Source organism: Candidatus Symbiopectobacterium sp. 'North America', assembly GCF_015762685.1.
GTDB lineage: Bacteria > Pseudomonadota > Gammaproteobacteria > Enterobacterales > Enterobacteriaceae > Symbiopectobacterium.
In genome coordinates this window covers 21987-47809 of the sequence record NZ_PEHF01000031.1, presented here as the reverse complement: position 1 = coordinate 47809, position 25823 = coordinate 21987, and the positions used below count along the sequence as shown (strand labels likewise).

At 54.3% G+C, this 25823-nt stretch carries 13 protein-coding genes and 10 pseudogenes; 9 read left to right on the top strand and 14 right to left on the bottom strand.

The features are described from left to right. Positions 1-21: 21 nt before the first annotated feature. The 4 genes and pseudogenes from rhaB to rhaM all read left to right on the top strand — a co-directional run bounded on the left by rhaB (position 22) and on the right by rhaM (position 4057). Positions 22-1494, top strand: a pseudogene (gene rhaB, locus CS369_RS07140) (rhamnulokinase). Continuing rightward, a complete protein-coding gene (locus CS369_RS07130; RefSeq protein WP_196906556.1) occupies positions 1491-2753 on the top strand; it encodes an L-rhamnose isomerase in 1263 nt (420 codons plus the stop codon). Before rhaB ends, CS369_RS07130 begins: the two are co-directional and overlap by 4 nt. 42 nt (positions 2754-2795) lie before the next feature. Beyond that, positions 2796-3584, top strand: a pseudogene (gene rhaD / locus CS369_RS07125) (rhamnulose-1-phosphate aldolase). Positions 3585-3742: 158 nt separating this feature from the next. Then, on the top strand, positions 3743-4057 hold the full coding sequence (rhaM, locus tag CS369_RS07120) for an L-rhamnose mutarotase (RefSeq protein ID WP_196906555.1): 315 nt from the start codon (positions 3743-3745) through the stop codon (positions 4055-4057). Between the two features lie 67 nt (positions 4058-4124). Here rhaM and CS369_RS25090 read toward each other — a convergent pair whose 3' ends face one another. Next, a complete protein-coding gene (locus CS369_RS25090) occupies positions 4125-4301 on the bottom strand; it encodes a VOC family protein (RefSeq protein WP_374191038.1) in 177 nt (58 codons plus the stop codon). Positions 4302-4581: 280 nt separating this feature from the next. Further along, positions 4582-5301: pseudogene (locus CS369_RS07110) on the bottom strand (helix-turn-helix transcriptional regulator). Positions 5302-5733: 432 nt separating this feature from the next. On the opposite strand from CS369_RS07110, the pseudogene CS369_RS07105 reads away from it, so the two are divergent. After that, positions 5734-7313 (top strand): annotated as a pseudogene (locus CS369_RS07105) (methyl-accepting chemotaxis protein). A 44-nt stretch (positions 7314-7357) separates the two neighbouring features. On the opposite strand, the gene CS369_RS07100 reads toward CS369_RS07105, so the two are convergent. From CS369_RS07100 to CS369_RS07070, 7 genes and pseudogenes are all read right to left on the bottom strand, one after another. After that, positions 7358-7648, bottom strand: coding sequence for a hypothetical protein (locus CS369_RS07100; protein ID WP_196906554.1), 291 nt, complete (start codon positions 7646-7648; stop codon positions 7358-7360). Between the two features lie 51 nt (positions 7649-7699). Further along, on the bottom strand, positions 7700-8014 hold the full coding sequence (locus tag CS369_RS07095; protein ID WP_196906553.1) for an MATE family efflux transporter: 315 nt from the start codon (positions 8012-8014) through the stop codon (positions 7700-7702). A gap of 9 nt (positions 8015-8023) precedes the next feature. Next, positions 8024-8413 (bottom strand): ATP-binding cassette domain-containing protein, encoded by a 390-nt coding sequence (locus CS369_RS07090; RefSeq protein WP_196906552.1) that lies wholly within the window; start codon positions 8411-8413, stop codon positions 8024-8026. 106 nt (positions 8414-8519) lie between these two features. Continuing rightward, positions 8520-9224, bottom strand: coding sequence for an ABC transporter ATP-binding protein (locus tag CS369_RS07085; RefSeq protein ID WP_196906551.1), 705 nt, complete (start codon positions 9222-9224; stop codon positions 8520-8522). Between the two features lie 126 nt (positions 9225-9350). Continuing rightward, positions 9351-10449: pseudogene (locus tag CS369_RS07080) on the bottom strand (amidohydrolase). An 82-nt stretch (positions 10450-10531) separates the two neighbouring features. Next, a complete protein-coding gene (locus tag CS369_RS07075; protein ID WP_196906550.1) occupies positions 10532-11008 on the bottom strand; it encodes a YjiG family protein in 477 nt (158 codons plus the stop codon). Beyond that, positions 10998-11669, bottom strand: coding sequence for a hypothetical protein (locus CS369_RS07070; protein ID WP_196906549.1), 672 nt, complete (start codon positions 11667-11669; stop codon positions 10998-11000). The genes CS369_RS07075 and CS369_RS07070 overlap by 11 nt, the downstream gene beginning before the upstream one ends. 907 nt (positions 11670-12576) lie before the next feature. On the opposite strand from CS369_RS07070, the pseudogene CS369_RS07060 reads away from it, so the two are divergent. After that, positions 12577-14205 (top strand): annotated as a pseudogene (locus CS369_RS07060) (Na/Pi cotransporter family protein). Positions 14206-14243: 38 nt separating this feature from the next. On the opposite strand, the gene CS369_RS07055 reads toward CS369_RS07060, so the two are convergent. After that, complete coding sequence (locus tag CS369_RS07055) at positions 14244-14570, bottom strand: microcin (RefSeq protein WP_196906547.1); 327 nt, start codon at positions 14568-14570, stop codon at positions 14244-14246. Between the two features lie 574 nt (positions 14571-15144). Between CS369_RS07055 and CS369_RS07050 the strand changes: the two are divergent. Together CS369_RS07050 and CS369_RS07045 are read left to right on the top strand one after the other, a co-directional pair. After that, a pseudogene (locus tag CS369_RS07050) lies at positions 15145-16395 on the top strand (HlyD family secretion protein). Beyond that, a complete protein-coding gene (locus CS369_RS07045) occupies positions 16392-18506 on the top strand; it encodes a peptidase domain-containing ABC transporter (protein WP_196906546.1) in 2115 nt (704 codons plus the stop codon). Before CS369_RS07050 ends, CS369_RS07045 begins: the two are co-directional and overlap by 4 nt. 35 nt (positions 18507-18541) lie before the next feature. On the opposite strand, the gene CS369_RS07040 is transcribed toward CS369_RS07045, so the two are convergent. Next, complete coding sequence (locus tag CS369_RS07040) at positions 18542-18970, bottom strand: molybdopterin-binding protein (protein ID WP_196906545.1); 429 nt, start codon at positions 18968-18970, stop codon at positions 18542-18544. 218 nt (positions 18971-19188) lie between these two features. Between CS369_RS07040 and CS369_RS24895 the strand changes: the two are divergent. Continuing rightward, positions 19189-20145: pseudogene (locus CS369_RS24895) on the top strand (LysR family transcriptional regulator). On the opposite strand, the gene CS369_RS07030 reads toward CS369_RS24895, so the two are convergent. From CS369_RS07030 to CS369_RS07020, 3 genes and pseudogenes are all read right to left on the bottom strand, one after another. Beyond that, positions 20104-20556 (bottom strand): DUF6250 domain-containing protein, encoded by a 453-nt coding sequence (locus CS369_RS07030; RefSeq protein WP_307833673.1) that lies wholly within the window; start codon positions 20554-20556, stop codon positions 20104-20106. The pseudogene CS369_RS24895 and the gene CS369_RS07030 sit on opposite strands and share 42 nt — an antisense overlap. 274 nt (positions 20557-20830) lie before the next feature. Continuing rightward, positions 20831-23550 (bottom strand): annotated as a pseudogene (locus tag CS369_RS07025) (Tat pathway signal sequence domain protein). Position 23551: 1 nt separating this feature from the next. Beyond that, a pseudogene (locus tag CS369_RS07020) lies at positions 23552-25806 on the bottom strand (TonB-dependent receptor). Positions 25807-25823: the final 17 nt, after the last annotated feature.

Sequence of the window (25823 nt, the reverse complement as noted above, 5' to 3'; positions counted from 1 at the left end):
ATCAGTGAAAGAGGAACAGCAATGGCGGTGAAAAATATTGTCGCAGTGGATTTAGGCGCCTCCAGTGGCCGGGTCATGCTGGCAACATGGCAAGTCGAGAACAGGCAACTGGCGCTCAAAGAGATCCATCGGTTTACCAACCGCCTGGTAGAACAGGACGGGCACCATCTGTGGGATCTGTATGCTCTGGAACAGTAAATCCTCACCGGCCTGCATCGCATCACCGACAGCGGCATCCGCCCTGACAGCATCGGCATCGATAGCTGGGGCGTGGATTATGTCCTACTGGATGCCGCGGGCGAGCGCGTCTATTTGCCCTATGCCTACCGCGATCACCGCACCGATGGCGTGATGGCGCAAGCCATTGCGGAACTGGGTGCCGAGCATATCTATCATCTGACGGGCATTCAGTTTCTGCCGTTCAATACCCTGTATCAGTTGAAAGCCTGGCGCAGCGCCAACCCCGGCAACATCGACAGCATTGCCCATTTTCTGATGATCCCGGACTATCTCCACTACCGTCTTACCGGTAGCCTCAGTTGCGAATACACCAACGCCAGCACCACCCAGTTACTCAATTTGCACACCAAAAACTGGGATGCGTCGCTGCTGGCGTGGCTCGATCTGCCCGCCAGATGGTTCAGTACCCCAGCACAACCCGGAAAAACGCTCGGTGCCTGGACCTCCCCGGCAGGTGATGCCATACCGGTGATTACCGTCGCCACACATGACAATGGCAGCGCCGTAGTGGCCGCGCCGTTGACTAAAGGCGATAACGCCTATCTGAGCTCTGGCACCTGGTCGCTGATGGGCATTGAAAGCGATGTACCCTACCACGATACGCGTGCGCTGGCGGCGAATGTCACCAACGAAGGTGGCATTAACGGCACCTACCGCGTCCTGAAAAACATAATGGGCATGTGGTTACTGCAACGCGTGGCGCTGGAGATGAACATTGCTGATTTGCCAGCACTGATTCGCGATGCCAGCGCATTGCCGCCGTTCACGCGTTTAATCAATCCGAACGACGATCGTTTTATCAATCAGCCGTCGATGTGTGAGGCCATTCGCGCTTTCTGCCGCGAGCACCAGGAGAGTGAGCCCGTTACCCAAGCCGAGTTCGCCCGCTGCATCTTTGACAGCCTGGCGCTGCTGTACCGCCGCGTCCTGCTGGAGTTGGGAGAACTGCGCGGCACGCCGTTACGCCAGTTGCACATTGTGGGCGGCGGGTGTCAGAACGCGTTTCTCAGCCAACTCTGCGCCGATGCTTGCCAGATACCGGTATTGGCAGGCCCGGTGGAAGCCTAGACGCTCGGCAATATCCGCTGTCAGCTGATGGCGCTTGACGCTGTCCCCGATCTTACCGCTTTTCGCCAGCAACTGGCGGAAAGCTTTCCATTACAACGTTATATCCCCCGTCCTATTGATGATTTTGCCGGACACTGGCGCCGTTTTGAGGCGCTGTGCCACGCCACTGAGGAGCTTACCGTATGAATACCGCCATTGAATCGGCCTGGCAGTTGGCCAAGGCGCGCTATGCCGCACTCAACGTTGATGTCGAGGCTGCCCTGAAGCAACTGGATAACATCCCCGTCTCCATGCATTGCTGGCAGGGGGACGATGTGGTGGGCTTCGAGCAGTCCGCTGGCGCATTCACTGGCGGTATTGCCGCGACCGGCAACCATCCGGGCAAAGCGCGCACCGCCGATGAACTGCGCACCGACCTTGAGCAGGCGTTCCGCCTGATTCCGGGGCCGAAGCGTCTGAATCTGCATGCGATTTACCTGGAATCTGATGAACCTGTCGCACGTAACGCCATCGAACCGAAACACTTTAGCCGCTGGGTGGCCTGGGCCAAAGAACAGCATTTGGGGTTGAACTTTAACCCCACCTATTTCTCGCACCCGCTCAGCAGCGACGGCTTCACCCTCTCCCACCCGGATGAGAACATACGCCGTTTCTGGATTGAACACTGTCAGGCCAGCCGCCGTATCTCTGCTTATTTTGGCCGCGAGTTGGGCACGCCTTCCGTGATGAACATCTGGGTGCCGGACGGCATGAAAGATCTCACCATCGATCGTCTGGCATTTCGCCAGCGACTGCTAAACGCGTTGGATGAAGTGATTGCCGAGCCCCTGGATGCGCAGCACCACATTGACGCGGTTGAAAGCAAGCTGTTCGGCATCGGCGCAGAGAGCTTCACCGTGGGCTCCAATGAATTCTATCTTGGCTACGCCACCAGTCGCGGCACCGCGCTGTGCCTTGATGCCGGCCACTTCCACCCAACGGAAGTGATCTCCGACAAGATCTTCAGCGCCATGTTGTACGTACCGCGCCTGTTACTGCACGTCAGTCGCCCGGTACGCTCGGACAGCGACCACGTGGTACTGCTGGACGACGAAACGCAAGCCATCGCCCATGAGATCGTGCGTCACAATCTGTTCGATCGCGTGCATATCGGCCTTGATTTCTTTGATGCCTCCATCAACCGCGTTGCTGCTTGGGTCATCGGCACGCGCAACATGAAAAAAGCGCTGCTGCGCGCTCTGCTGGAACCCACCGAGCAACTGCGCCAGTTGGAACAGGAAGGCGACTACACCGCACGTCTTGCACTGCTGGAAGAGCAAAAATCGCTGCCGTGGCAAGCGGTGTGGGAACACGACTGCCAGCGCCACGATGTGACGCCGGGCAGAGAATGGCTGCAACAGGTACGCCATTATGAACAAACCATTCTTCCTCAACGTCAAGGGTAAGTGATTATGCAAGCAATTCTGTCTTCCTGATTTGTACAAGGCATGATTAAAGCCACCAGCGATATGTGGCTCAAAGGTTAGGACGAACGCAATGGCGGCAATGTCAGCCTGCGCCTCGATGCCAAAGACGTCACGCCCTACGAGAGCGATTTCACTCCAACACCACGCCACGAGGCGCTGTCAGTGGCGATGCCGGAGCTGGCAGGCTGCTGGTTTATCTTGACAGGTTCGGGCAAGTTCTTCCGCAACGTGCAGTTAGATCCGGCGGATACGCTGGTGTTATTGCAGGTGGATGACGATGGCAAAGGCTACCGTATTTTCTGGGGCTTGACCGGCGGCGGTTTGCCTACCTCTGAGTTGGCGGCACACTTCCAGTCGCACATCGTGCGCATGGCGGCCAGCCAAGGACGCGATCGCATCATTATGCACTGCCACGCTACCAACCTGATTGCACTGAGCTATGTGCTGGATCTGAACAGCGCCGCCTTTACCCGCGAGCTATGGGAAGGCAGCACCGAATGTTTGGTGGTATTCCCTGACGGCGTGGGCATTGTGCCGTGGATGGTACCGGGCACCGACGCCATTGGCACTGCAACAGCGGAGCAAATGCAATCTCACTCGCTGGTACTGTGGCCGTTCCACGGCATCTTCGGCACTGGCCCGACGCTGGACGAAGCCTTTGGCCTGATCGACACCGCTGAAAAAGCGGCAGAAGTGATGGTAAAAGTGCGTTCCATGGGCGGCAAAAAGCAAACCATCACCACGGAAGAGCTGATTGCGCTTGGCAAACGCTTTGGCGTCACACCGATGGAAGCGGCACTGAAGGTATAATGCTTCATCCCCTCCTCAACCCACATTGTTGTCGTCCTCGGCGGAAGCCGGGGACCTCGTACAGAAGGAATGCGTATTGTCTGTAGGAGATGCCCGCATTTGCGGGCATGACGGAGACAGGTGAAAGAGGTGAGTTCAGTAACTTATTGGAGTTACCCATGCTACGCAAAGCCTTTGTTATGTCGGTATTCCCAGCGTGTCACGACGAATATCAACGCCGCCACAACCCCATCTGGCCTGAGCTAGCCGAGGTGCTGAAAGCACACGGTGCGCACCACTACAGCATCTTTCTCGATGAGAAACGTCACCTGCTGTTTGGTTATGTCGAAATCGAGTCAGAAGCACAGTGGGATGCGGTGGCACAGACTGACGTCTGCCAGCGTTGGTGGAAACACATGAGCGACGTAATGCCCGCCAACCCGGATAACAGCCCGGTGGGCGACGTGCTGAAACCGGTGTTTTACCTCGATTAAACAAGTCGTTGGCTAACACCGCGACGCGATTATTACGCCGCGGTGTTATCACCTCAGGCGTTATCGTCTACTGATAATGCGAGACATCTGTGGCGCACACCCGCAGCCGATGACCATCCGGGTCCTGCGCCACAAAGGTGTAGCCGAACTCCAGACGCGTTGGTTCAGCCACGATGGTGACGCCCTGTGCCACCCACGCGCGGTAAAGCGCTCCACATCGCTGTCCGTTGCCTGACTCATGCACAGCTCGATGCCGCCCACCTGCGGCTGCGGCGGTGGGAATATGCCCTGGCGCGCCTGTAAGCCGAGTGAGAATTCAGGCTGTAGCGCAAACAGGGTGAAATCGGGGAAGGTTTCCAACGGCGGCGCGCCAAGCAAGGTTTGATAAAAACGGGCGCTGACATCAACATCCTGTACATACAGGATCAGGCTGTTCGGGGCAAAAGTCATCACGTACTCCTTGTCACAATGAAGGGCCTGCGCAAGCGGCATCAGGCCTGTGAGCACGTTAGCGGTATCGGGTTTCAGTTTCTGTCAGTAGGCTTTGAGTCCGGCGGAGTTTCCGTGTCAAACACGCTTTTTCGCCAGGCTTGCAGCAATTGCTCACGGCGTTTGGGAAAGCGATCGGGCAAACGCGTCAGCGTCGCAATGCGATCGGTACGAAAATGACGAAAATCCTGCCGCAGTTCGCACCATGCCGCCAGCAGTTGCGTTTGATCGAAGTACCCCAATGCTAATGGCCATAGCGTGCGCGTTGAGTGCTGGTTTTTAAGATCACAATAGACAATGTCTATTCACTGCTCCTGGCGAATCGCCAACCGCAGTTGGTACATCACGTCGTTGTCACTTTTATGCGCTTCGCTCGGACCAACGCGCAACCCAGAGTGTTCCATCACATAGTGCAACGGCTGCGGAAGCACCGCGCCAATCTTTCCCAGCGCCGATTGCGCAGCGGCCGCGAGGTGGCTGTCACCGAGTTCGTTCACCCAACGAGCTCCCAGCGCAAGGGCTTCCAACTCTTCAGGGGAGAACATCAGCGGCGGCAGCATAAACCCGGGACGCAACAGATAAACCACGCCCGCCTCACCCTCGATGCTGGCCCCTTGTGCTTGCAGGGTGCGAATATCGCGATAAAGCGTGCGCAGGCTGACGCCGAGCTGCTCGGCTAACTGCTCTCCCCTCACCGGGAAACGGTGCTGGCGTAATAGCTGTAATAACGCTAGTAAGCGTTGTGCGCGCGACATAACACACTCTCTGTATAACATACCGTTTAGCGCCATGATGCGCTGCTTTCCCTCATCATGACATTTCTGGTGACATAAGTGGGAAAATAGGGAGGCCTTATTTTTATTGTTTTTCCGTGATACTTATTATGGCAATAATGATCACACCTATTATTTTTTAATTTCACTGCGGATTTTTATTTATTTGTCTATTCTATCTGCACCGAGCCACGGCGTTATAAAAAACGCACACCGTGCAGCAGGCCGCGCCACAAACGCTTGAAACACCAGCGACAATCTCAGAAGGGCAATAAAAATCAACCGGAAAAAACGCGTTTTTTGATGAATATGTAAAAAGAAACAAAAAAGTGTCGCAGCATTTTAATTCGGATAAAGAATTCCCTCAGGTTGCCGTTACCCTGAATAACATTCCCCGCCTGGTATTTAATGATGATGAAAAAACTGTCTCAGCTTTCACTGCTAACCAAACTGCTTTCCGGTTTTTCAATATTGATCGTACTGATGTTGTTGCTCGGTAGCGCCGCCTTGTATCAGTTACATCTCAACAATCAGAATATCGAATCCTATCGTGATAGCCGCTTGCCCGGTGTGCGCTACACGCTGGAGATGCGGGGCACGTTGTCCGAAATACGTTTGCAACAAATTCAATATATTGCCTCGGTCACCGACAAAGAGCGTAAAGGACATCGCGTTGAGTTACTTGAAGATACTGCGATCTTCCAACGGGCGCTGGACAGCTACACCAAGTTGCTTACCGCCAGCGGTCAGAAATCATTATTAGACCCGATTATTGAAGGCTTCGGGCAATTTAGCGCCGTGAATCAGGACGTGATCGCTGCCGTGAGCAAAGGTCAACTGGAGGAAGCATCCCGCATCAGCGGCGCGGTATCGTCAAAATACCGCACCCAACTGATGAAAGACCTGGCAAAGCTGGTTGATATGGAAGTGGAGAAAGGCAACGCGTCGGCCCGTGAGGCCAGCAAAGGGTATCAGGACGCGAAATATACCCTGATCTGCATGCTGTTACTGGCGGTGGTGATGTCGTGCCTACTGGCGCTGTTTATTTCTCGCAGCATCTCTCGCCAATTGGGCGGCGAGCCGCGCTATGCCATGGAAATCATGAACGAAATCTCCACCGGCAACCTGCTGACGGCCATCGCCCTGCGTCCGGGGGACAACCACAGCCTGCTGGCAGCCATCAGCCATATGAATCAGCGGCTGGCGGATACCGTGCGTAATATTATTGACGGCAGTGAATCCATCGCTATGGCGTCAAATGAGATCGCCCAAGGCAACAGCGATCTGTCACAACGCACCGAAGAACAGGCCACCTCACTGCTGTAAACCTCGTCCAACATGCAGCAATTAACACAAACAGTACGACAAAATGCGATAACGCCCGCGAAGCCAGCTCACTGGCACAGAAAACCTCTGATACTGCTTCACAAGGTGGTGAAATCGTTAACGATATGCTGGCACGGATGCAGAAAATTTCTGACAATTCGCAGAAGATCATTCATATTATCGCCGTTATCGAGGGTATTGCCTTCCAAACCAATATCCTCGCACTGAACGCGGCAGTGGAAGTCGCCCGTGCTGGCAGCGAAGGCAAAGGGTTTGCGGTGGTCGCTGGTGAAGTGCGCACGCTGGCACAGAAAAGTGCCGATGCCGCCAAGGAGATCAAAGCGCTGATCGAGGGCACGGTAGAGAAGATCGCCGAAGGCTCTCAACAGGCTGACAAAGCGGGCAAGGCGATGACCGACGTGGTGGATTCCGTCAATCAGGTATCCAAAATCGTGGCGGATATTTCGATGGCGTCTGATGAGCAGCACATAGGGATCAAGGAGATCAGCGTCGCCATCGATCAGATGGATCAGGTCACTCAGCAGAACGCGGCGCTGGTAGAAGAATCCGCGACCGCAGCAGAATCGCTGACCGAACAAGGTGAGCAGTTACGTAATGCCGTGCGCTTCTTCCGTGTGGAGCAAGCGTCTGCGCTGCGTTTGCGCTAACTGGCACGATCCCCTGCCACCGCATGTGGAAGGGGATCGTGGATTTATACGGCGTGCACGTGACTGAGACGACGGCTCGCGCCAGGCAGCCACAGCAGTAAAAAGCCCGAACGTCCCAGGCTGAATGCCAGATACGCCAGCCACAAACCGTGATTGCCGTGCACCGGCACCAAAAAGTACCACGCGACAAACCAGGCCATGAGTGCCAACAGCATAGAATTGCGCACTGGCGCGGTGTAGGTAATACCCGTAAACACGCCATAAAAAATAATGCCTGCGGCGCCGCACAGCGGAAACACCATCAGCCAGATGCTGTAGCGCTGACATAGCGCCACAATCTCCGCCTGATGGGTAAACCAGCCGATAACGCTGTCGCCCTGCCAGGCCTATAGCAATGCCAGCAATCCCGACATCCACAGCGTAGACAGCGCAGAATAACGCAAGGTCTGACGGAAATGCTCAGCGTCGTTAGCACCGCGCGCACGGCCGCTGAACACACTGGACGCATTGGCAAAACCGTAAAACAGATATGCCATCAAATAGTGAATCTGAAACAGTACCGCGTTGGCGGCCAGCATTTCTGTGCCAAAAGACGCACCCGTTGCCACAAAGTGATTCGTCACCACCAGCAGACATACCGTGCGCAGCATCAGATCGCCATTCACCATCATGATGGCTTTGAACTCGCGCCAGGAGAGCAAGGCGGCAGGTTACATGGCGGCCTTGTCCGGCGTCAGATAGCGATAAATCAGACGCAAGCCCAACAGCGTGCCGCTGATTTGCGCGATCAACGTAGCGCCGGCAATGCCCGGTACGCCCCATTCCAACCCACGTACAAACCACAGCGCCAGCACCATATTCAGCACGTTGATGCCAATCTGGTTAAGCAGCACCGCGCGGGTTTTCAAACGCCCCATCAGCCAGCCCAGACAGACATAGTTCACCAGCGTACTTTTCCCGCTGCCACTGGCACCGACGATCCCCACGCATTCGCTGCGTGCAATGCTGAACGAAACGGATTGTAGCGCGGCCTGCCATTCTCCCGTTGCACGCAACTGATAGCGCTGACTCAGATCGCGCGCCTCAAGCCAGACACTCATGCTCTCTCCTCCTGCACGACAACAGGCGGAGCCCACTGAGCGTAACGACGTAACATCGCCTGCCGCGCCTCCACCAGATAACGGGTATGCGCATGGTGAGGATGGCTCAGCACCGCATGGGTTTCACCACCCTCCCCTGATGCATGACCATCACACGGTCTGCCAGGCGCTGGATGGCACCCAGATCGTGAGACACAAACAGCAGCGTCATGGCATTACGGGAGCGCAGTTCAGCAAACAGCTGTACGATCTCCGCCTGCGTCACCGCGCTGGTAGGCTCATCGGCAATCAGCAGGAGCGGAGACAACCCGAGCGCAATGGCAATCGTCACCCGCTGCAACATGCCGCCGCTCAGTTGGGCGGGGTAGTCATCAAAGCGCTTAGCCGCATTTTCCAGACGCACCTGTTGTAGCAATGCGATGGCCTTATCTTTGGCCTCACGTGGTCGCAGCGCCAGATGCGCGCACAGGGTTTCCACCATTTGCTTCCCGATGGGTTGCAGCGGATCGAACGCTGTCATCGGATGTTGTGGGATCAGGCTGATGTCCCGCCCGCGATAGCGGCGCAGTGCGGCGTCATGAAACCCCAGTGGTTCATCGTCAGCAAAGCGCATCGTGCCTCGACAAACAAAGGCGGTATTCAGCAGCCACAGCAGAGCGCGGCACAGCAGGCTTTTGCCACTGCCGCTCTCTCCGATCACCCCGAGGCAGCGGTGTGGTGCCAGCGAAAATGACACATCGTGCAGCAGCGCACGTGATGTCTGCGCCAGCGCAACCTCAAGATGTTCAACCTGTAGCAACGGGGTATTCACAACAGTGCGTCCTGATAAAAGATATCTGGCACACACTAGCAGATAGCGCCCGGCACGCGGCGGCGTGATATCAAAAAAACGGGGATTAATGCAGGAAAAACGCCCCGTCAGGGGCGTTGGATGTATTTAGCCTAATGCTTTCTCTATGCAGCGTTTGAACACGCGCACGCCTACTTCCAGTGAGTTGAGATCGAAATGCATATCCGGGTGATGCAAGCCTGGTTTCAGGTTGGTCCCCAATCCCCAGAAGTCCGCTTTCACCTCGGGGCGCAGACGCGGGTAGAAGAAGAAATCTTCACCGCCAGCGGTGCTTTTCGGCGCGGTCAGCCCCTGCGGACCAAGCACATCAACGATAGCGTCGCTGATAAGCAAAGTGGCTTCGTCATGAATTTCCGCCGCCGGAATCTCTTTGGTCAGTACCACGTCGGCAGTAGCACCCAGCGCAGCGGCGCTATGCTCAATCGCCAGTTTGACTTTTTTTTCAACGTTTGCATCAGGTCGTTCTGTGCAGAACTCAAATCTCAACACACCGTGGCGCGATCTGGAATCGAGTTACACCGGCATCGCACAGGAAACGGGTTGCCTTGACGCTCCAGGTCAGGTGTTGCGGCAGTGGAATGGCTTTAACCGCCATCACCGCCTGCGCGGCAGCCTCCAGTGCGTTTACCCCCTGATGAGGACGCGCGCCGTGCGCCGGTTTGCCGTGGAAGGTCACTTCAAAGGTGCTGCTGGCAGAGTAGTGCATCGCAGGCACCGCTTCGCCCAGCACGCACTCTTCAACTGGGCGTAGGTGGAAACCGAGAATCATATCCACATCGTCCAGAGCGCCGCCTTCCACCATGGCAATGGCGCCCGTGCCCAGCTCTTCTGCGGGCTGGAACAGAATGCGCAGACGGCCTTTTTTGACGATGCCTTCGCGAATAATCTCTTGCGCCGCCGTCAATACTACCGAGGAGTGCGCATCGTGCCCACAGGTGTGGCGTGCACAATGCTCACCGTCGATGATGTGGCCCAGCGCATCCATATCTGCGCGCAGTGCCAACAGTGGGCCGGGCACGCCGCTGTCTAATTCCGCCACAATACCGGTCGTGCCGTTAATTCCGCGCGTGACGCGATACCCCGCCGCCTCCATTTTGCTAGCAAGGTAGTCCGAGGTTTTAAACTCCTGAAAACCCAACTCAGGAATGGTGTGCAGGTAGTTGTAATGCTCTAATACGATGGACATTGTTACTCTCTCTTTTCTCTTTATGCATGCCGCAGGAGATCAATCATGCCGGACGACAACCTCCGTGCCGGCATCGACAGCATCAGGCAAAAAACACGCGCATGATCAGCATGGCAATCATGGCGTTGATAATGCTGGTCAGCATCAGCAGCGGCCAGTATTTTTTCGGCACATCCGCCACCCCGAGCAAGCGGCCCATGTACTGCAACTGTGAGCCCATCAGGAAAATGGCCGGGGCCAGAATTGTCACCATATGGCCATCTAGCGTCCCTTTGGAAAGCAGGCTGACAGCAACGCCGGTGCCTGCCGAAGCGGAAAGCCAAGAGGTCAGCAGAACGGTGATCGCTTCGCCGGGCAGGCCAAACAGGCCCATGATCGGTGCGAACACCTTACCCAGCAGCGCTATGATGCCGAGCAAATTCAGGATTTCCGCGATCACATAGGCCATCAACACGTTGGGCAACAGGTTGTTGATAGCGATATTGAAGCCTTTACGCGCCCCTACCACGAAAATATCGAACGGGTTGTTGGACACCTTGGCCGGGCTGTTATTGCTCATTCTGAAAATCCTTGCGATAAACCGTATTAAGCACCACGCGCACCAGCGCAGCACCGACAAATTTCATGATGAACATCAGCACCAGCGGAATCACAATCGGTGCCGTCATCGAGAGAAACAGCGCGGAGCCAATCGTGAAGTAGTTATTGATAAGTCCAGCACCGGAGTACTGCCACGCACTCATGATCACCAAATCTTGCTGCGTGATATCACCGCGATCGCTAAACTCTTTGGTCAGCGCTGCACCGGCGTCAGTACTTTGCAGATCGGTGATCATCTCCAGCACCGTCAGACCGGGAATGCCAAGTAGCGGACGCAGCAGTGGCGTCAACAGACGGTGCGCGGCGCGGATGGCACCGTAGTGGGTGAAAATCTCCAGCACGCCCAACGCCAGCATCACCGTAGGAACCAGGGACAGAGCGAAGATAAAGCCGGCTTTGGCACTGATGCCGCCCGCGCCGATAAAGTTTCCTCCCTCTTTGATGGCACCAAAGCTAACGCCAAGCGTGGTGAAATCGAAGGCACCCAGCCAATTCAGCCCATCGACCTTGAAAAATAGCCCTGAAAAAAACAGAATCGCCCCCACCAGCGCAATATAGGGCCCTACTTTTCTGAGTAGACCCGTACGCTGCGCCGTTGGCTGCGTGATCTCTTCCGACATGCAAATCCCCTTTTGAGTCCCCTGCGTTGGTGAAAAAGCCACACCCAACAGCGTTTTTCCGCGCTGATGCCGTGACAAATGGAAAAAAACTGCGACCAGCGTGTAGCATGCACGCCGGAAATAGTGCTGAGATTGATAACGGAATAAGAGGTAGAGCCGTTATAAAACAAAACCCGTTTTGGGTCCTGTATACCCTGAATCATTCACTCGTGCGGGCCCGAAGGGTAAACCTCAGCGATGCGGTTCCTCCCCCACGATGCGTTTACTCCGGTAAGTGATTCCGATGAGTGAACACAGCCAACGCACCTGCAACGTGAAATATGGCGGGCATAAACGTTATACCTACATCTTGATGGACGATGTTCAGTCAATTGCAGCAACCTATCCTTTTTTATTTCCCCTCAGTTTGTCAAGGCATATTCTGTCGGGAGTCTTGCCGAAAAAGCAAATCAGCTTTCCGAAAATGCCAATGCCGGCCGAAAACATAAAGTATTAGGGTGAAAAGACCAATTTTGCATACTGCATGCAGAAATTGAATAGCCATTTAGCATTGAACTAATTGGAAAAATTGAACTCTTACTCTGCACGTTTTGGACAGGAAAAAATAACATGAAAAATCCGATAACAAGGGACTAAAAATTCCACTTACCCTTGATACAGCATTATTCTCACCGTTATGTTGGTGATTTGTTATATTGGAATGAGGGCGAAATCTGGTAATCAGTAAAAACGATTAAATAAACCCTATCCAAACAGAGATTAATTCTACTTCCTGCTCATTTATCTAGAATAAAATAAAACTCTCACGAGGCATGTGATACACTTCGTTAGCATATAGCGGTATGGCACGCTGAATAATCAATCAGCACGGCTTGTTTTCGAACCACAATATTCATCAGGATAGACTATGTTGACGCTGCTGCATTTGCTCTCTTCCGTTGCACTACTGGTATGGGGTACCCATATCGTACGTACGGGTATTATGCGAGTTTATGGCGCAAACCTGCGCCGTATATTGAGTGCCAGCATCAAGAAAACCAGCATGGCGTTTCTGGCGGGGATCGGCGTAACGGCGCTGGTGCAAAGCAGTAACGCCACCGCGCTGCTGGCCATCTCTTTTGTGTCGCAGCAATTGATTGCGCTTTCCCCTGCATTGGTGATTATGCTGGGGGCGGATGTCGGTACCGCGCTCATGGCGCGTATCCTGACATTCGACTTAGGCTGGCTTTCTCCTCTGTTGTTGCTCTGCGGGATCGTGGCATTTCTGTCTAACCGCAAGACTCGCCTCGGCCAGTTGGGCCGTGTGGGCATCGGTCTTGGATTGATCTTGCTGGCGCTGGAATTGATCGTCGCCGCTGCGGCCCCCATCACCCACTCCAGTGCAATTCTGGTGATTTTAACCTCCATTTCTGATGACACGCTGTTGTCTCTGCTGCTTGGGGCGGTGTTTGCCATGATCAGCTATTCCAGCCTTGCCGCCGTGCTGCTAACGGCTACGCTGGCGGCGACCGCGCTGCTTCCGCTGAAAATGGCGCTGTGCATTGTGATTGGCGCGAATCTCTGTAGCGGTGTGCTGGCGATACTCGGAGGACGCGGACAAAGTGCCAGCGCGCGACAATTGGTACTTGGCAGCATGTTGTTCAAGATTATCGGCTGCGTGTTGATTTTGCCCTAGCTGACACCGCTAGCACAGTGGATAGGCAGCACGGACATCGCTTCTGACGAAGCCGTTATCTATTTTCATGTCGTCTATAACCTGCTGCGCTGCCTGCTGATGCTGCCGCTGCCGCTGGTGACCAGCATGGCACGTCTGTGTCGCCGTTTGGTGCCCCATGAAGATATGAATAACGCCACCGCCGCACCGCGCTATCTCGACAACAGCGCGCTGGATACCCCTTCGCTTGTCCTCGCCAATGCGGTACGCGAAACGCTGCGACTGGGCGATGTAGCGGCACAAATGCTGGAACGTTTTCGCCTGGTGTTATTGGGCGACAGAGAGCAAAAACGCGAGATCAGTCGCCTTGATGAAGAGGCCGACATGCTTCACAGTGCCATCAAGCTCTATCTGGCACAGATTCGTCAAGACGATTTGGGAGAGGAAGATTCGCGCCGTTGGGCGGAAGTGATCGATACGGCGTTAAACCTGAAACAAGCAGGCGGCATCCTCGAACATATTTCGTCATCGTTCACCAACAAGGCGCTGGATGCCCGGCTCTCCTTATCCTCCGAAGGTATGGAGGAACTGCTGGCGCTGCATCAACGCCTCACCAGCTCCCTCTCGCTGGCGATGTCGGTGTTTCTCACCGGAGACATGACCAACGCCAAACGCCTGCGCCGAGCCAAGCACCGTTTGATTCTGTTGGGAAGACGCTACTCTCATGCGCACGTTGAACGTTTACACCAACAAAATCCGCAGAGTCTGGAAACCAGCTCGCTGCATATGGGGTTGCTGGGGGATATTCGCCGTCTGAATTCACTGTTCTGTGTCGTGGCGTATCATGTGCTCGAACCGGACCCGGAAGATTCAGCAGAATAATCGTTGGTACAACGACAAATGTTATACCTCTAACGTACTCAACACGACTGAGGACGCGCGATTGCCAGTTCTTTATCCATGACACATGGCGACGCACCGCCACCGCTGCCGTTCCAGGTCGGTCCCATCGGCACCACAGGGATCGGCACACTGACCGGACCGTGTTTAACCGCTTCCTGCACAACGGTTTGTACTGCACCACTCACAGCACCGCCGGCAGCGCCAGCGATACCGCCCACAGCGCCAAACCCGGCCCCCCACGCCATATTTTCTCCTAGCGTGTTAAGCAATTCTTTATTACCTCTCGCTTGGTCATTACCTGCACCCGAGACATTTATCAACATACTTTCGTCAATTTCCCTCATACGACCTCCTGTTTAATATAAATAAAAAGAAAATTATCATATTTAAAACAATTGCCACCAATGAAGAAACCAGACTCGTTGCCAATGAAAAATGAGTATCTGTGTCGTGTAGAATATCCCTTGACAAGGGATAAAAAAACCAATAAAATAAGACAAAAACACATTATAAGAAATATGAAAGAAATAATTCTTTGTTTTCCGATTACGTAAGAAAATAATGTAGGACGTCACTGACAAACACACTGGAGAAAAAATATCTGATAACATTTCTCGCTCCAAGCCTGACTATTAGGCATCAATAGACACATAAGAGAATGAGGAAATGCAATGTGTCTTTGTTACGTTTTTTTCATTCTAACGTCATTTATTTCTTCCTGCCAGCACTTCACTGAAAGCAGTTTAATTTTTTTTATTTATTAAATTACGCATTAGCTTGATAAAAAATTGAATTTTACTTTGTACATTTGACATCGCAGGGGGAACAACTATGCTATAGTGCACTATGATTGAATATGTGCGTTTTTCGAAAGTTTAACCCCTGTATTAGATATACATAATATGCAGAGAGGTATGCGTGTTTCGCAAAGAAGCGTTAGGACACAGAAAAATGCCATGGCGGGGAAAAGCCATTTTACTTCTGGGCACGTCACCTTGGTTAACCGCGCTGTTTTTCCTGTTTTCCTTTCTTCTCTTTGTCACTTTTGGAACTTACACGCGACGCGTCAATGTCAGTGGAGAAATTAGCACGCACTCTCGTCCTGTAAGTATTTATTCAGGTGTACAGGGATTTGTTGTGAAGAAATATGTTACCGAATGGCAAGATATTAAAAAACACGATCCACTCTATCGTATTGATGTGAGTAAAAGTACCCGCAGTGGCGTTGTCAGTGATAACCACCGTAAAGACATAGAAAACCAACTGATGCATATCGACAATATCATTTCACATATTGAAAAGAGTAAATCATCTACATTAGATGCATTGAATAAACAAAAAAAACAATACAGTGACGCACTTGAACGCTCCTCTGCCATTTTGACACGCGCTGAAGAAGGCATAAACCTCATGAAAACCAATATGGAGAATTATCGCCGTTATCAGATGAAAGGCTTAATTAACAAGGATCAGTTAATCAATCAGGTAGCACTTTATTATCAACAACAGAATAACCTGCTAAGCCTGAGCACCCAGAATGAACAAAATGCATTAAATATCACAGGACTGGAAAGTGAGCTGCGTACGTAGGAAGCCGAGTTTGATAACCGAATTTATCATATGGAATTGCAACGCTACGAATTACAGAAGGAGCTTGTGAATGCTGATGCGGAAGGTGAAATTATTATTCGTGCGTTATCCAGCGGAAAAATAGACTCCTTAAGAGTTGTCGTGGGGCAGATGATTAACGTGGGCGACAGCCTGCTGCAAATCATGCCGGATACCTTCTCCACGTTTTACTTAGTGATCTGGGTGCCTAACGATGCAGTGCCTTACATCGCCATCAACGACAACGTCAATATTCGCTACGAGGCCTTTCCTGCTGAAAAATTTGGCCAATTCTCCGGCGCGGTACGACTGATATCAAAAGCGCCCGCCTCACAACAGGAAATGCAAACTTATCAGGGTGCACCGACCGACCGTGCCGCCGCGATTCCCTACTACAAGGTATTGGTCAGGCCGGATAAACAAACGATCCCTTACAACGGGAAAATACTCCATCTGGAAAACGGAATGAAAGCGCAAACCACGTTGTTTCTCGAAAAGCGGAAAATATATCAGTGGATGCTGGCACCGTTTTACGACATGAAACACAGCGCCGGTGCATGAATAGCCGCTGGCGCAAAAGCATTATCGACCAGTTGGATCTGGGGTTGCGCCGCCGGCTTCCGATGCTGCACCAGACCGAATCAGCCGAATGCGGGCTGGCTTGTCTGGCGATGATTTGTAGCTACTACGGTAAAAATATCGATCTGAACGCCCTGCGCCAACAGTTTCGGCTCTCCACCCGTGGTACCACGCTTGCCGGATTAAACGACTTCGCCGCACAGTTGGGAATGACAACACGTGCGCTGTCGGTGGATCTGCACGAGCTTCAAGCGCTGAAAACTCCTTGTATCCTGCATTGGAACTTCAACCATTTTGTCGTGCTGGTCAGCGCCAAGCATAACCGCTTTGTGGTGCACGATACGGCACAGGGGCGTCGCACCGTTGAGTTGGCTGAGATATCGCGCTGTTTCACCGGTATCGCGCTGGAAGTGTGGCCGGGCAGTGAGTTCAAGGCTGAAGAAGTCACAAAGCGTCTAAGCGCCTGGCAATTGATCCGCAGCGTGCATTGGATCAAAGGAGCGTTGATCAAGATCTTTTGTCTTTCCCTGATCATCGAAGCCATTACGCTCATCATTATTCCGGTCGGCACGCAACTGGTGATGGATCATGCCCTTCCCGCAGCGGATCGCGGGTTATTGAGCCTGATCCGTCTTGCGCTGGTTTTTTTTATTCTACTACGGGCCGCCATCAGTATGGTTCGCGCCTGGTCATCACTGGTGATGGGAACGCTGATCAACGTGCAATGGCAATCAGGCCTCTTTATGCACCTGCTGCATTTGCCGCTGGATTATTTCGAAAAGCGTAAACTGGGAGACATCCACTCGCGCTTTGGCTCTCTCGACACGCTGCGGGCCACCTTCACCGCCAGCGTGGTTGGTGGCATCATGGATAGCATCATGGTGACGGGGGTGTTGATCATGATGTGGCTGTACGGCGGCCACCTGACACTGTTGGTGGTCGGCTTCACCCTTGTCTATATCCTGACCCGTTTTGCCACTTACCGCTACTATCGGCAGTTGTCTGAAGAAGCGCTGGTCAGGAGCGCACGTGCCAACTCCTATTTTATGGAGACGCTGTACGGCATTGCCACCATCAAGATGCAAGGCATGGGCGAACGGCGACACACGCATTGGCTGAACCTGCAAGTCGATACCCTCAATACCGGCATCCGCATTACCCGACTGGATCTGCTCTTCGGCGGCGTAAACACCTTTATCGCCGCCTGTGATCAAGTGGTGATCCTGTGGTTCGGTATCGATCTGGTTATCGATAATCAGATGACCCTTGGGATGTTTGTTGCGTTCTCGGCCTTTCGCAGCCAGTTTTCTGACCGCATCGCATCGCTGGTAGCGTTTATTCTGCAACTGCGCATGATGGGCCTGCACAATGAGCGCATCAGCGACATCGCACTAAGAGAACGAGAGACTATCATGCCCACGATCGGTGCTCAGGCTGACATGCGCCCACTCTCATTAACCACTCAAGCGCTGAGCTTTCGCTACGACAGCATTTCTGCCCCGGTATTCTTCGATTTGAACATGACTATCGCGCCAGGAGAAAGCGTAGCAATCGCTGGCCCCTCCGGTGTGGGAAAAACCACGCTGATGAAAGTGCTGCGCGGACTGTTCACACCGGAATCTGGCAAAGTCCTGATCGACGGTAACGATATTCAGCACATCGGCGTGAACAATTACCGCAAAATGATTGGCTGTGTGTTGCAAGAAGATCGGCTGTTCAGCGCCTCAATACGCGAGAACATCTGCGGTTTTGAGCAAGAAATGGATGACGCATGGATGATGGAGTGCGCCAGAGCGAGCTACATTCACGATACCATCATGGCATTGCCAATGGGCTATGAAACCCTGATAGGGGAACTGGATGAAGGGCTTTCTGGCAGGCAGAAACAGCGCCTGTTTATCGCTCGCGCCCTCTATCGCAAACCAGGCATTCTCTTTCTGGATGAAGCCACCAGTGCGCTGGACAAAGAGAGTGAAGCCGCTGTCAATCTGGCGATCAGACAGATGAACATTACCCGAATCATCATTACACATCGAGAATCAACCCTCGCCAGCGCCGATAGGATCATCACCCTCGGCACTGAAAGCGAATAGCCGGTATGCCGTAATGGCATACCGAACGCGTCTCGTCAGGCTTTGGTCGCTAAAATAACGCTGGAGGCTTTAATCAGGGCAATCAGCTCACTGCCAATGCTGACCTGCATCTCTGCCACACTTTCATTAGTGATGGTAGAGGTCAACGCCAACCCACTGCCGGTGACCAAATGAATGGTGGAGTTGACCGCACCGGGAATAACAGAGGTCACTTTGCCACGGAATTGGTTACGGGCGGAGAACACCAGGCCGCTGTTGGCCGAAGCCAGAATCACCCAGGGAGCCTTGACCAGTGCAATCGCCGCTTTACCCTGCACCAGCCCCAGCGTGTTACTGCTGGCACGGGTGATCACGGTGGTCAGGGTTTCCCCCCCTTTCAACGTCAGCACCACTTCGTTATTGACTGCGCCTTCCGTTACCGACGCCACCACACCAGAAAGTTGATTTCTTGCCGACACTGACATAGCTTGCTAGTCCTGCTGATTAACAAGGGATTAGCGCTATCATGAACATATATCCCTAAAATTCAAAAGCGTTTTTTATTATTACCCCCAGAGGGGTAGCTGCTCGTTTTTTTATAACTGCACGCTATATCTCGAAGGGATTTATTCTTTTTTTACCGCAGGATACTGTTAGCGTGCGCAGTATTGTCCGTTTTTCTGCTCGGAATCATCCTGCTGATATGAATATCGATCTCCGCCAGTTACGGCATTTTATCGCCTTGATTGAGCATCGCAATTTCACTGCGGCAGCACAGGCGATGAAGCTTTCCCAATCGGCGTTCAGCCGCAGCATCCAATCACTGGAACACGCGTTCGGTGCACGGCTGATCGATCGCAACAACCCATTGCAACCCACCCCCAAAGGGCGCGTGGTGTTGGATCATGCGCGTCGACTGATTAACCAAACGCAGGATCTGTTCAACGATATTCAGCAATTTAACGAAAAAGAAGCAGGAGAAGTGCATTTTGGCTGCGGTCCTGCTCCCGCCGCCTGGTTGATGCCGCAGGTGATTGGTCGCTTCTCCCACGACTATCCCAAGGTACGCATGGTGTTTCGCGTGGATAACTGGCAGGCGCTCGGCGAGCGACTGATGGCGGAAACACTGAGCTTTATCGTCGCCGACACCCGTAACTATGAATTTGATACCCGCTACCGGGTGCAACCATTAAGCAAGCACCGATGAGGTTTCTGCTGTCGCTAGGGGCATCCGCTGGCCGCATTTGAAGAGATAAACGTCGAACAGTTGTTTGCTTATCCGCTGGCGGCAACCATTCGCCCGCCCAATTTACACCGCGCACTGGTTGAACTGAGCGGCAAACAGGACATCCGCACCAACATTGAATGTGAAAACGGCTACAGCCTGCTGGAAGCCATTCGTCATTCGGATGCAATCGGCACCACCAATCACGATCATACCTCGGCACAGCAAGGGCTGCATATGCTGAAGATTGCTGGACTGGATGACAACAGCGAAGCGTTTTACACCCATTATGGCATTGTGTCACTTGCCGATGCCCGCTTGTCACTGCTGACGCGTAAGCTGATCGATACCTTTGTGCAGGTCGACCAAGACCTGCACGGGATAGCGGGTGTGTTACCCGCAGGTGAGGGTGAAGTCCCGAATAATCTGGTGTGAAAACACGGTACGCAAACCAAAATAACCCGCTTGAGGGGATACAGACAGGCGAGCACTGAAGTAGAGGGTGTTGTCTACCCAGAAGCGGGTTTCTCCCCGCACCACTTCAATCACAATGCGATATTGCCTGCCGGGTTGCAGCAGGTGTGCAGCATCGGTGTATTCCCCGAGCAATGCGCGATCGCCCTGTCCATTGTAGTAGCGAAAACGGGTGGTGCTGTTCCAGTTACCGCCCATCCCGACATAATACAGCGCGAGGTTGTCATACTCATTCAACTGCCCGCGTCGGGTAAAAAGATCGCTGCGTTGCGGATCTCGTGCTGCACAAAACTGGTTAACGTCTGACAACCGATCGTAAGCGCCCCCCGCCAGGCTCACTTCACGGGTAAAAGCGATACGATAATTCCCCACCAGAGGTTTATCCAGCCACAGCGTCAGACCCGCGGCACTCTCAAACGCCAGAGCGTCATCGCTCAGCGTGAGATGTGTATGCTGCGGATCTTCTTGTTCACCCCGCCAAATGAGCGGTTCGCCCTGCGCATCCTGCGACCAGCGTAGCGAAAAATGATGAGGATTATGCTCCTCTTCCTATACCTGCGCCGCCGGCGAGGCCAGTATCGTTGTATCGGTACAGTTTGAATCCGTCATAGTGTGTTGTCCTGTCTTGCCTGCACAACCGGCAGGCTCAAAGTGAAGGGGGGATCTCATCCAGCAGAGCCAGTAGCGCGATCGCCGCCAGTCCCCACTGCGCTATCGCGTTGGTTGATAGCGGCGCACCGTCGTCGAAGGCGACTTCGTCAATAGGTGCCAACACCTCAGGGGGAGTGAGGTGACGCAGGTGACCGGCGGCAGCAACCATGCCACCATCCCCGCCGCTAAACTCTCGCCAGGCGCGCTGCGCCAGTGACGCATCGTTTAAACGGTGTGCCGCAAACGCGGTCAGCCGGGCATGGCCCTGCGCCAGGTTATTTTTTTCAATCGCTTACCGATAAACCCGCTTAGCGCGGCGGGATCGTTATACAGTCGGCAATAGTCCAGCCAAGCGCGTACGAAATCAGGATCTGGCAGCAGATCGAGCAGTTCACTGCAAACCTCCGTCAGACCAAACACGGCGCTCAAATGAGAAATACCAATCTGTTCCGGTGGTGCAGGCTAAAAACGCCCGCTACGGGGATCAAAATCGGCGCTGCCGGTAAAAAAGCCGTGTGGCTGGCGTACAAGGGTTTGCATACTGTTAAGCAAGCGTTCACGTTGAGCCGGATCGCCGTGACGCTCCCAGGCCGTGAGCCAGACGGCGGCTACGGCCCCCCAGTCCGTACCAAACGCCAAATTGACCCAGTGCGGGTCGGTTGGTGCAACCTGGCCGATTTTGCGTCCTGGCAAAACCGTAGCCAACGCTCGCGCACCTTCAACCTGTTCATCCAGCAGTTCACCGATGCGTTCATCCGCCGTCAGGTAATAGAGAAAACGGCGGTTGGCAACGGTCGAGATGCGCAACTGCTTGGCGCTGTCCCCCCAGTGGCGTACATTGTGGCGGGAGCCCAGCGGGGAGAAACGTCCCTGATGGTAAACATCCACCTCGCCGGTGTGACGCGTCATCGCCTGCGCCATACGAAATACATCAGCGCGCCCGCTGTGCAAAAAGTAGTACCACAACCAGAGATCGGTACTGAGTTCCGAGTTATCCCAGGCGTAAACGCCCACGTCATAACGCCACACATGATGATCGCTATCGTAAGTGTGCATCACATCGCCGAAATCCCAGAAACCGTACCATTTGCGCTGTTCAACCTCCTGCTGATAGCGTTCGAAATACCAGGCGAGCTGCCCCTCGAGTTGTTTACGCTGCGGCGAATCCCCTCTGGCCGGTGACCACAGCGGGCCGAAGGCGCGAGCGCGCGCCAGATCCTCAGGCTGCGCCACCAGCAACGGCGGTTGCTGCATCCGCTGTGCCAAACGCACCAATTGGGCGTTATCCGGCGTGGCGGGCAACACATCGATAAACAGCTCGCTGGTGCGGGCAATACCCTGTGGCGTGGAGAACCCCGGCTCATAATCCTCATAGGTGATCGCCAACCCCTCCAACTGCTCTGCCGTATTCTTCTGGCCTAATCCATCATGGTAACCGCGCATCTCCATCGGTTCCGCCCAGGGTGACCAGAGCCACATGGTCACGGTGGCGCTATCTCGGTGGGTATCTTCCAGCGTTAAACTCGCCGGATAGCTTTGCCAAAAATGGCGAACGCCAAAGGCAACGCCGCCTTGCGGCGTGCCCAGATACCCGACGCCCGCCGCACGTCCTCCGGTCGCCGCCAACACCCAGCCCAGCCCTGCCCTGCTGACGTGCGTTTGTGAATCTGAAGCCCATCTGGGTGATGCTGTGTCAGACGATAGCTACCAAATGCCGGGATATAGGCCAGCCGCTTTCCTACTTCAGGAGAGAACGCTGCGACCGGTGGCGTAGCGTTGCCGCTGAGCTGAGCTGCGATCGCCCCCGCACCGGGATCGCGGCGTAATCCACTCAGGCCACGCACCTCCTCAGCAAAGACTCCTCCGTCTGCCGAGACAAAACGCACGTGGCGATCGTGTAACTCACCCGCCAAGGGGACATCAAACGCCAATCCAATCCCCGCCAACTGTTGTCGCGCCTCATCAAGATAGTAGATCAACGTATGTACCACACGCAGCGAGGCCGAGTAGGCGAATAACGAAGGGAATGCGGCTTGCGCCTGGCTGTTGATGGCGCCCCCACAGCGCAATCACCGTTCGCTGTGGGCCTTTTTGTTCAACTTCCACGCGGTCGATCTGGCTGTGGTAAGTGTGTCGCGCCAGCGTTTCTGCCTCTTCATCGCCCTGCTGCACGCGCAGCACTAACCGCGTATGCGTTAAGGCTAATCGATCCCCTTGCCATACTTCATCGATCAGATAGCTGCCGGATCGCGCAATGCGGCAGCGGATACGCCCGGTATCTAACGTTCAACCGTTGTCGTCTTCGCTCACGCCGTACGATAGGTCCCCCGTTATGGCGGGCACAGGGCGCAGGGCCAAACCGATGCCCGGAGGCTGTTCGCCCCCCAATGCGTGCGCGGACCATTTCAGCGAGCCGTCCGGCCAGCGTGCCAGCGCCCAGCTTTGCAGTGGATAGTCGCGCTGCTACGCATCGCGCAATTGGAAGCCACTGTCGCCTGCTACCTGGCCTTGCGGCCAGGGAACTCCCCAGGTCACTCCCGCAAACGCCGTGGGTGTCTCCCCATCAAGCCAGCGCAGGCTGACGGGGGTAACATCGTGTGTCGCGCTGTCGCCGCGCGATGGCTGAGCCAGCACCTGTGACCAGAGCGGCGCAGACAGCTCCAACAGCGTGCCATCGCGCAGAAAGCGGCGACGGGAGAAAGAGAAATGACGCATATCACCAGCCCTTGAAGTCATAGCCAAAGGTGACAACAAAGGTACGCGGCTCACCCAACACTCCATAGGCCGAGCTGTAATCGCCGTTTCATAGGTTTCATCCAACGCATTTTTCAGCCACAGCGAGACACGCCAGCGGTTATCCCCCTGCTTCCCGCTGATCCCAGTGGAGAGGTTGAGAATGCCGTAGGCCGGAATGCGCGAGAAAGCAGAGTTGTTCACAGTGCCGTAAGACCAGTCGCGCCATGACCACTGACCAGAGACAAAAGCATCCAGATTATTGGCCGTTTGCCAGTCATAGCGTATCCGGGAGTTGTAGCTGAAACGCGGTGATTTAAACACGCGTTGACCAGACAAATCGCACGATGCCGACGCACCAGACACCAGCGTCACCTCTGCCGGGCAACGGGCGTTGTTAAAGGTGAGATAGCGAGCATCGAGCAACGTCCCCGCCATGCTGATGCTTAATCCATCAAGCTGGCGCAGCGTCAACTGCGTTTCCCCACCGCGTGAGCGAAATTTACCGGCGTTAATCAGGTAGCTGGTATCCGTTTCCACGTCATAAGCGTTGGTCTGGAAATCTTCCACCACGCTCCAAAACAGCGCTGTATTCCATTCCACTTTGCGCTGCAACCAGTTGGTTTTCACCCCAAGCTCTGCCGAGCGGGTCTTTTCCGGTTTAACGTACAGAGAATCGATACCCAACGCTTTTGCCGCCCCAGACGAGAGATTCAACCCACCCGATTTTTCACCATAGGCCAACGTCAGATAAGGCGTGACATTCGGCGCAGCAAACCAGTTAAAACTCAACATGCCGGAAGGCAGGCGGTTAGACTGGGACAGCGGACCGGAGTCGAAATTCGCGCGATTACGACGCACAAACGTCCCCTCTTTTGTCTCCCAGGTTTGACGCAGTGCCAGCGTGACATCCAGTGCATCATTGGCATGCCAGGTACCGCGGCCAAACAGCGAATAGAATGTATCGTCCAATGTCCCTACGCGCTGGATGTCCTTGCCGCGATAGCTATTGCTGCCCAGCCACTGGGTTACGCGCGGATCGTCGTAGTAGAAGGTGTGAGCATCGGTGTCCAGGTTCTCACCCCAATAATCAGCCCCCACGGTATAGTCCACCGGACCGCCTTTGGGAGAGGTAAGCCACAAACGCTGCGACCAGGTACGATCGCGCACCGCTGTTGCGATACAGCGGAATATTCAATGCATCGGCAGATTGCGGCAATACGCGGAAATAGCGCAACGAACAGAGTGAATTCAGTGTGTAACCACTCTTGAGCGTCCAGTTGGCTTCAACAGAGCCACCACCTTGTGCTACACGGCTTTCGCTTTTATCATCAAGTGCTACCTGCCGCCCTTTGATGGTATTAATTCCCAGACTTTCCGCCTTGGTACGGAAAGGATCGCTTCCCCCTACCGAGTAGCTGTCGATCAGCGTCATCACCGGATTTTCTTTGATATCACTGTAATCACCGGTGATTCGCAGGCTAAACGCATCGCTTGGCTGGTATAACAGTTGACCACGTACCCCGTTTCGCGTGCTGCCGCCGAGCTTATTGCCATTGAACACATTGGTGACAAACCCGTCACTTTCGGTGCGCGACAGATTAATCCTGCCCGCCCAATGCTCGCTCAGCGGGCCAGATGCCATCAACCTCGACTGCAAATAGCCTCGCTGTCCCACTGATTGCTCCAGCGCATATTCCGGTTTAAAGGTGGGTTTGCGGGTGTGAGTATCGATGGCACCGCCAGTGGTGTTGAAGCCAAACCCTGCGCCCCTTTCAGGACCCGAATGTTGTCGATATCCAGCAAATCGTTGGAGACCGCTCCCGGACGCGACAGATAGACGCCATCGAGAAATACGCCCACGCTGCCCGGCATCCCGATATTGGTAGCGCTCTCGCCGCCATCGCCAATGCCGCGAATGGTGACGGTGGTGTCCATGGCATCCACCGCATCAATATCCAGACCAGTGACCAGTTGCGACAAATCTTCAAAGCGATACAGCCGCTCCTGCTCCAACGTTTGACCGTCGATCACCGAGGCCACCGTAGCAGGGGGCTGCGACTGTGCCCGGCGCGCATTGACCGTTACACGCTTGAGCTGAACCGCCGAGGCAGGGGCGGGAATGGTGGTGGCTGGTTCTGGCGTGTCGCTATCAGCCGCGAGCGCGTTAACGGGAACCGCCAGCGCGCAACCGATTAATGCCGGGTGTGGCCATAGCGACTTCTTGGTAAACATCATGTGTGACTCCGCACAGA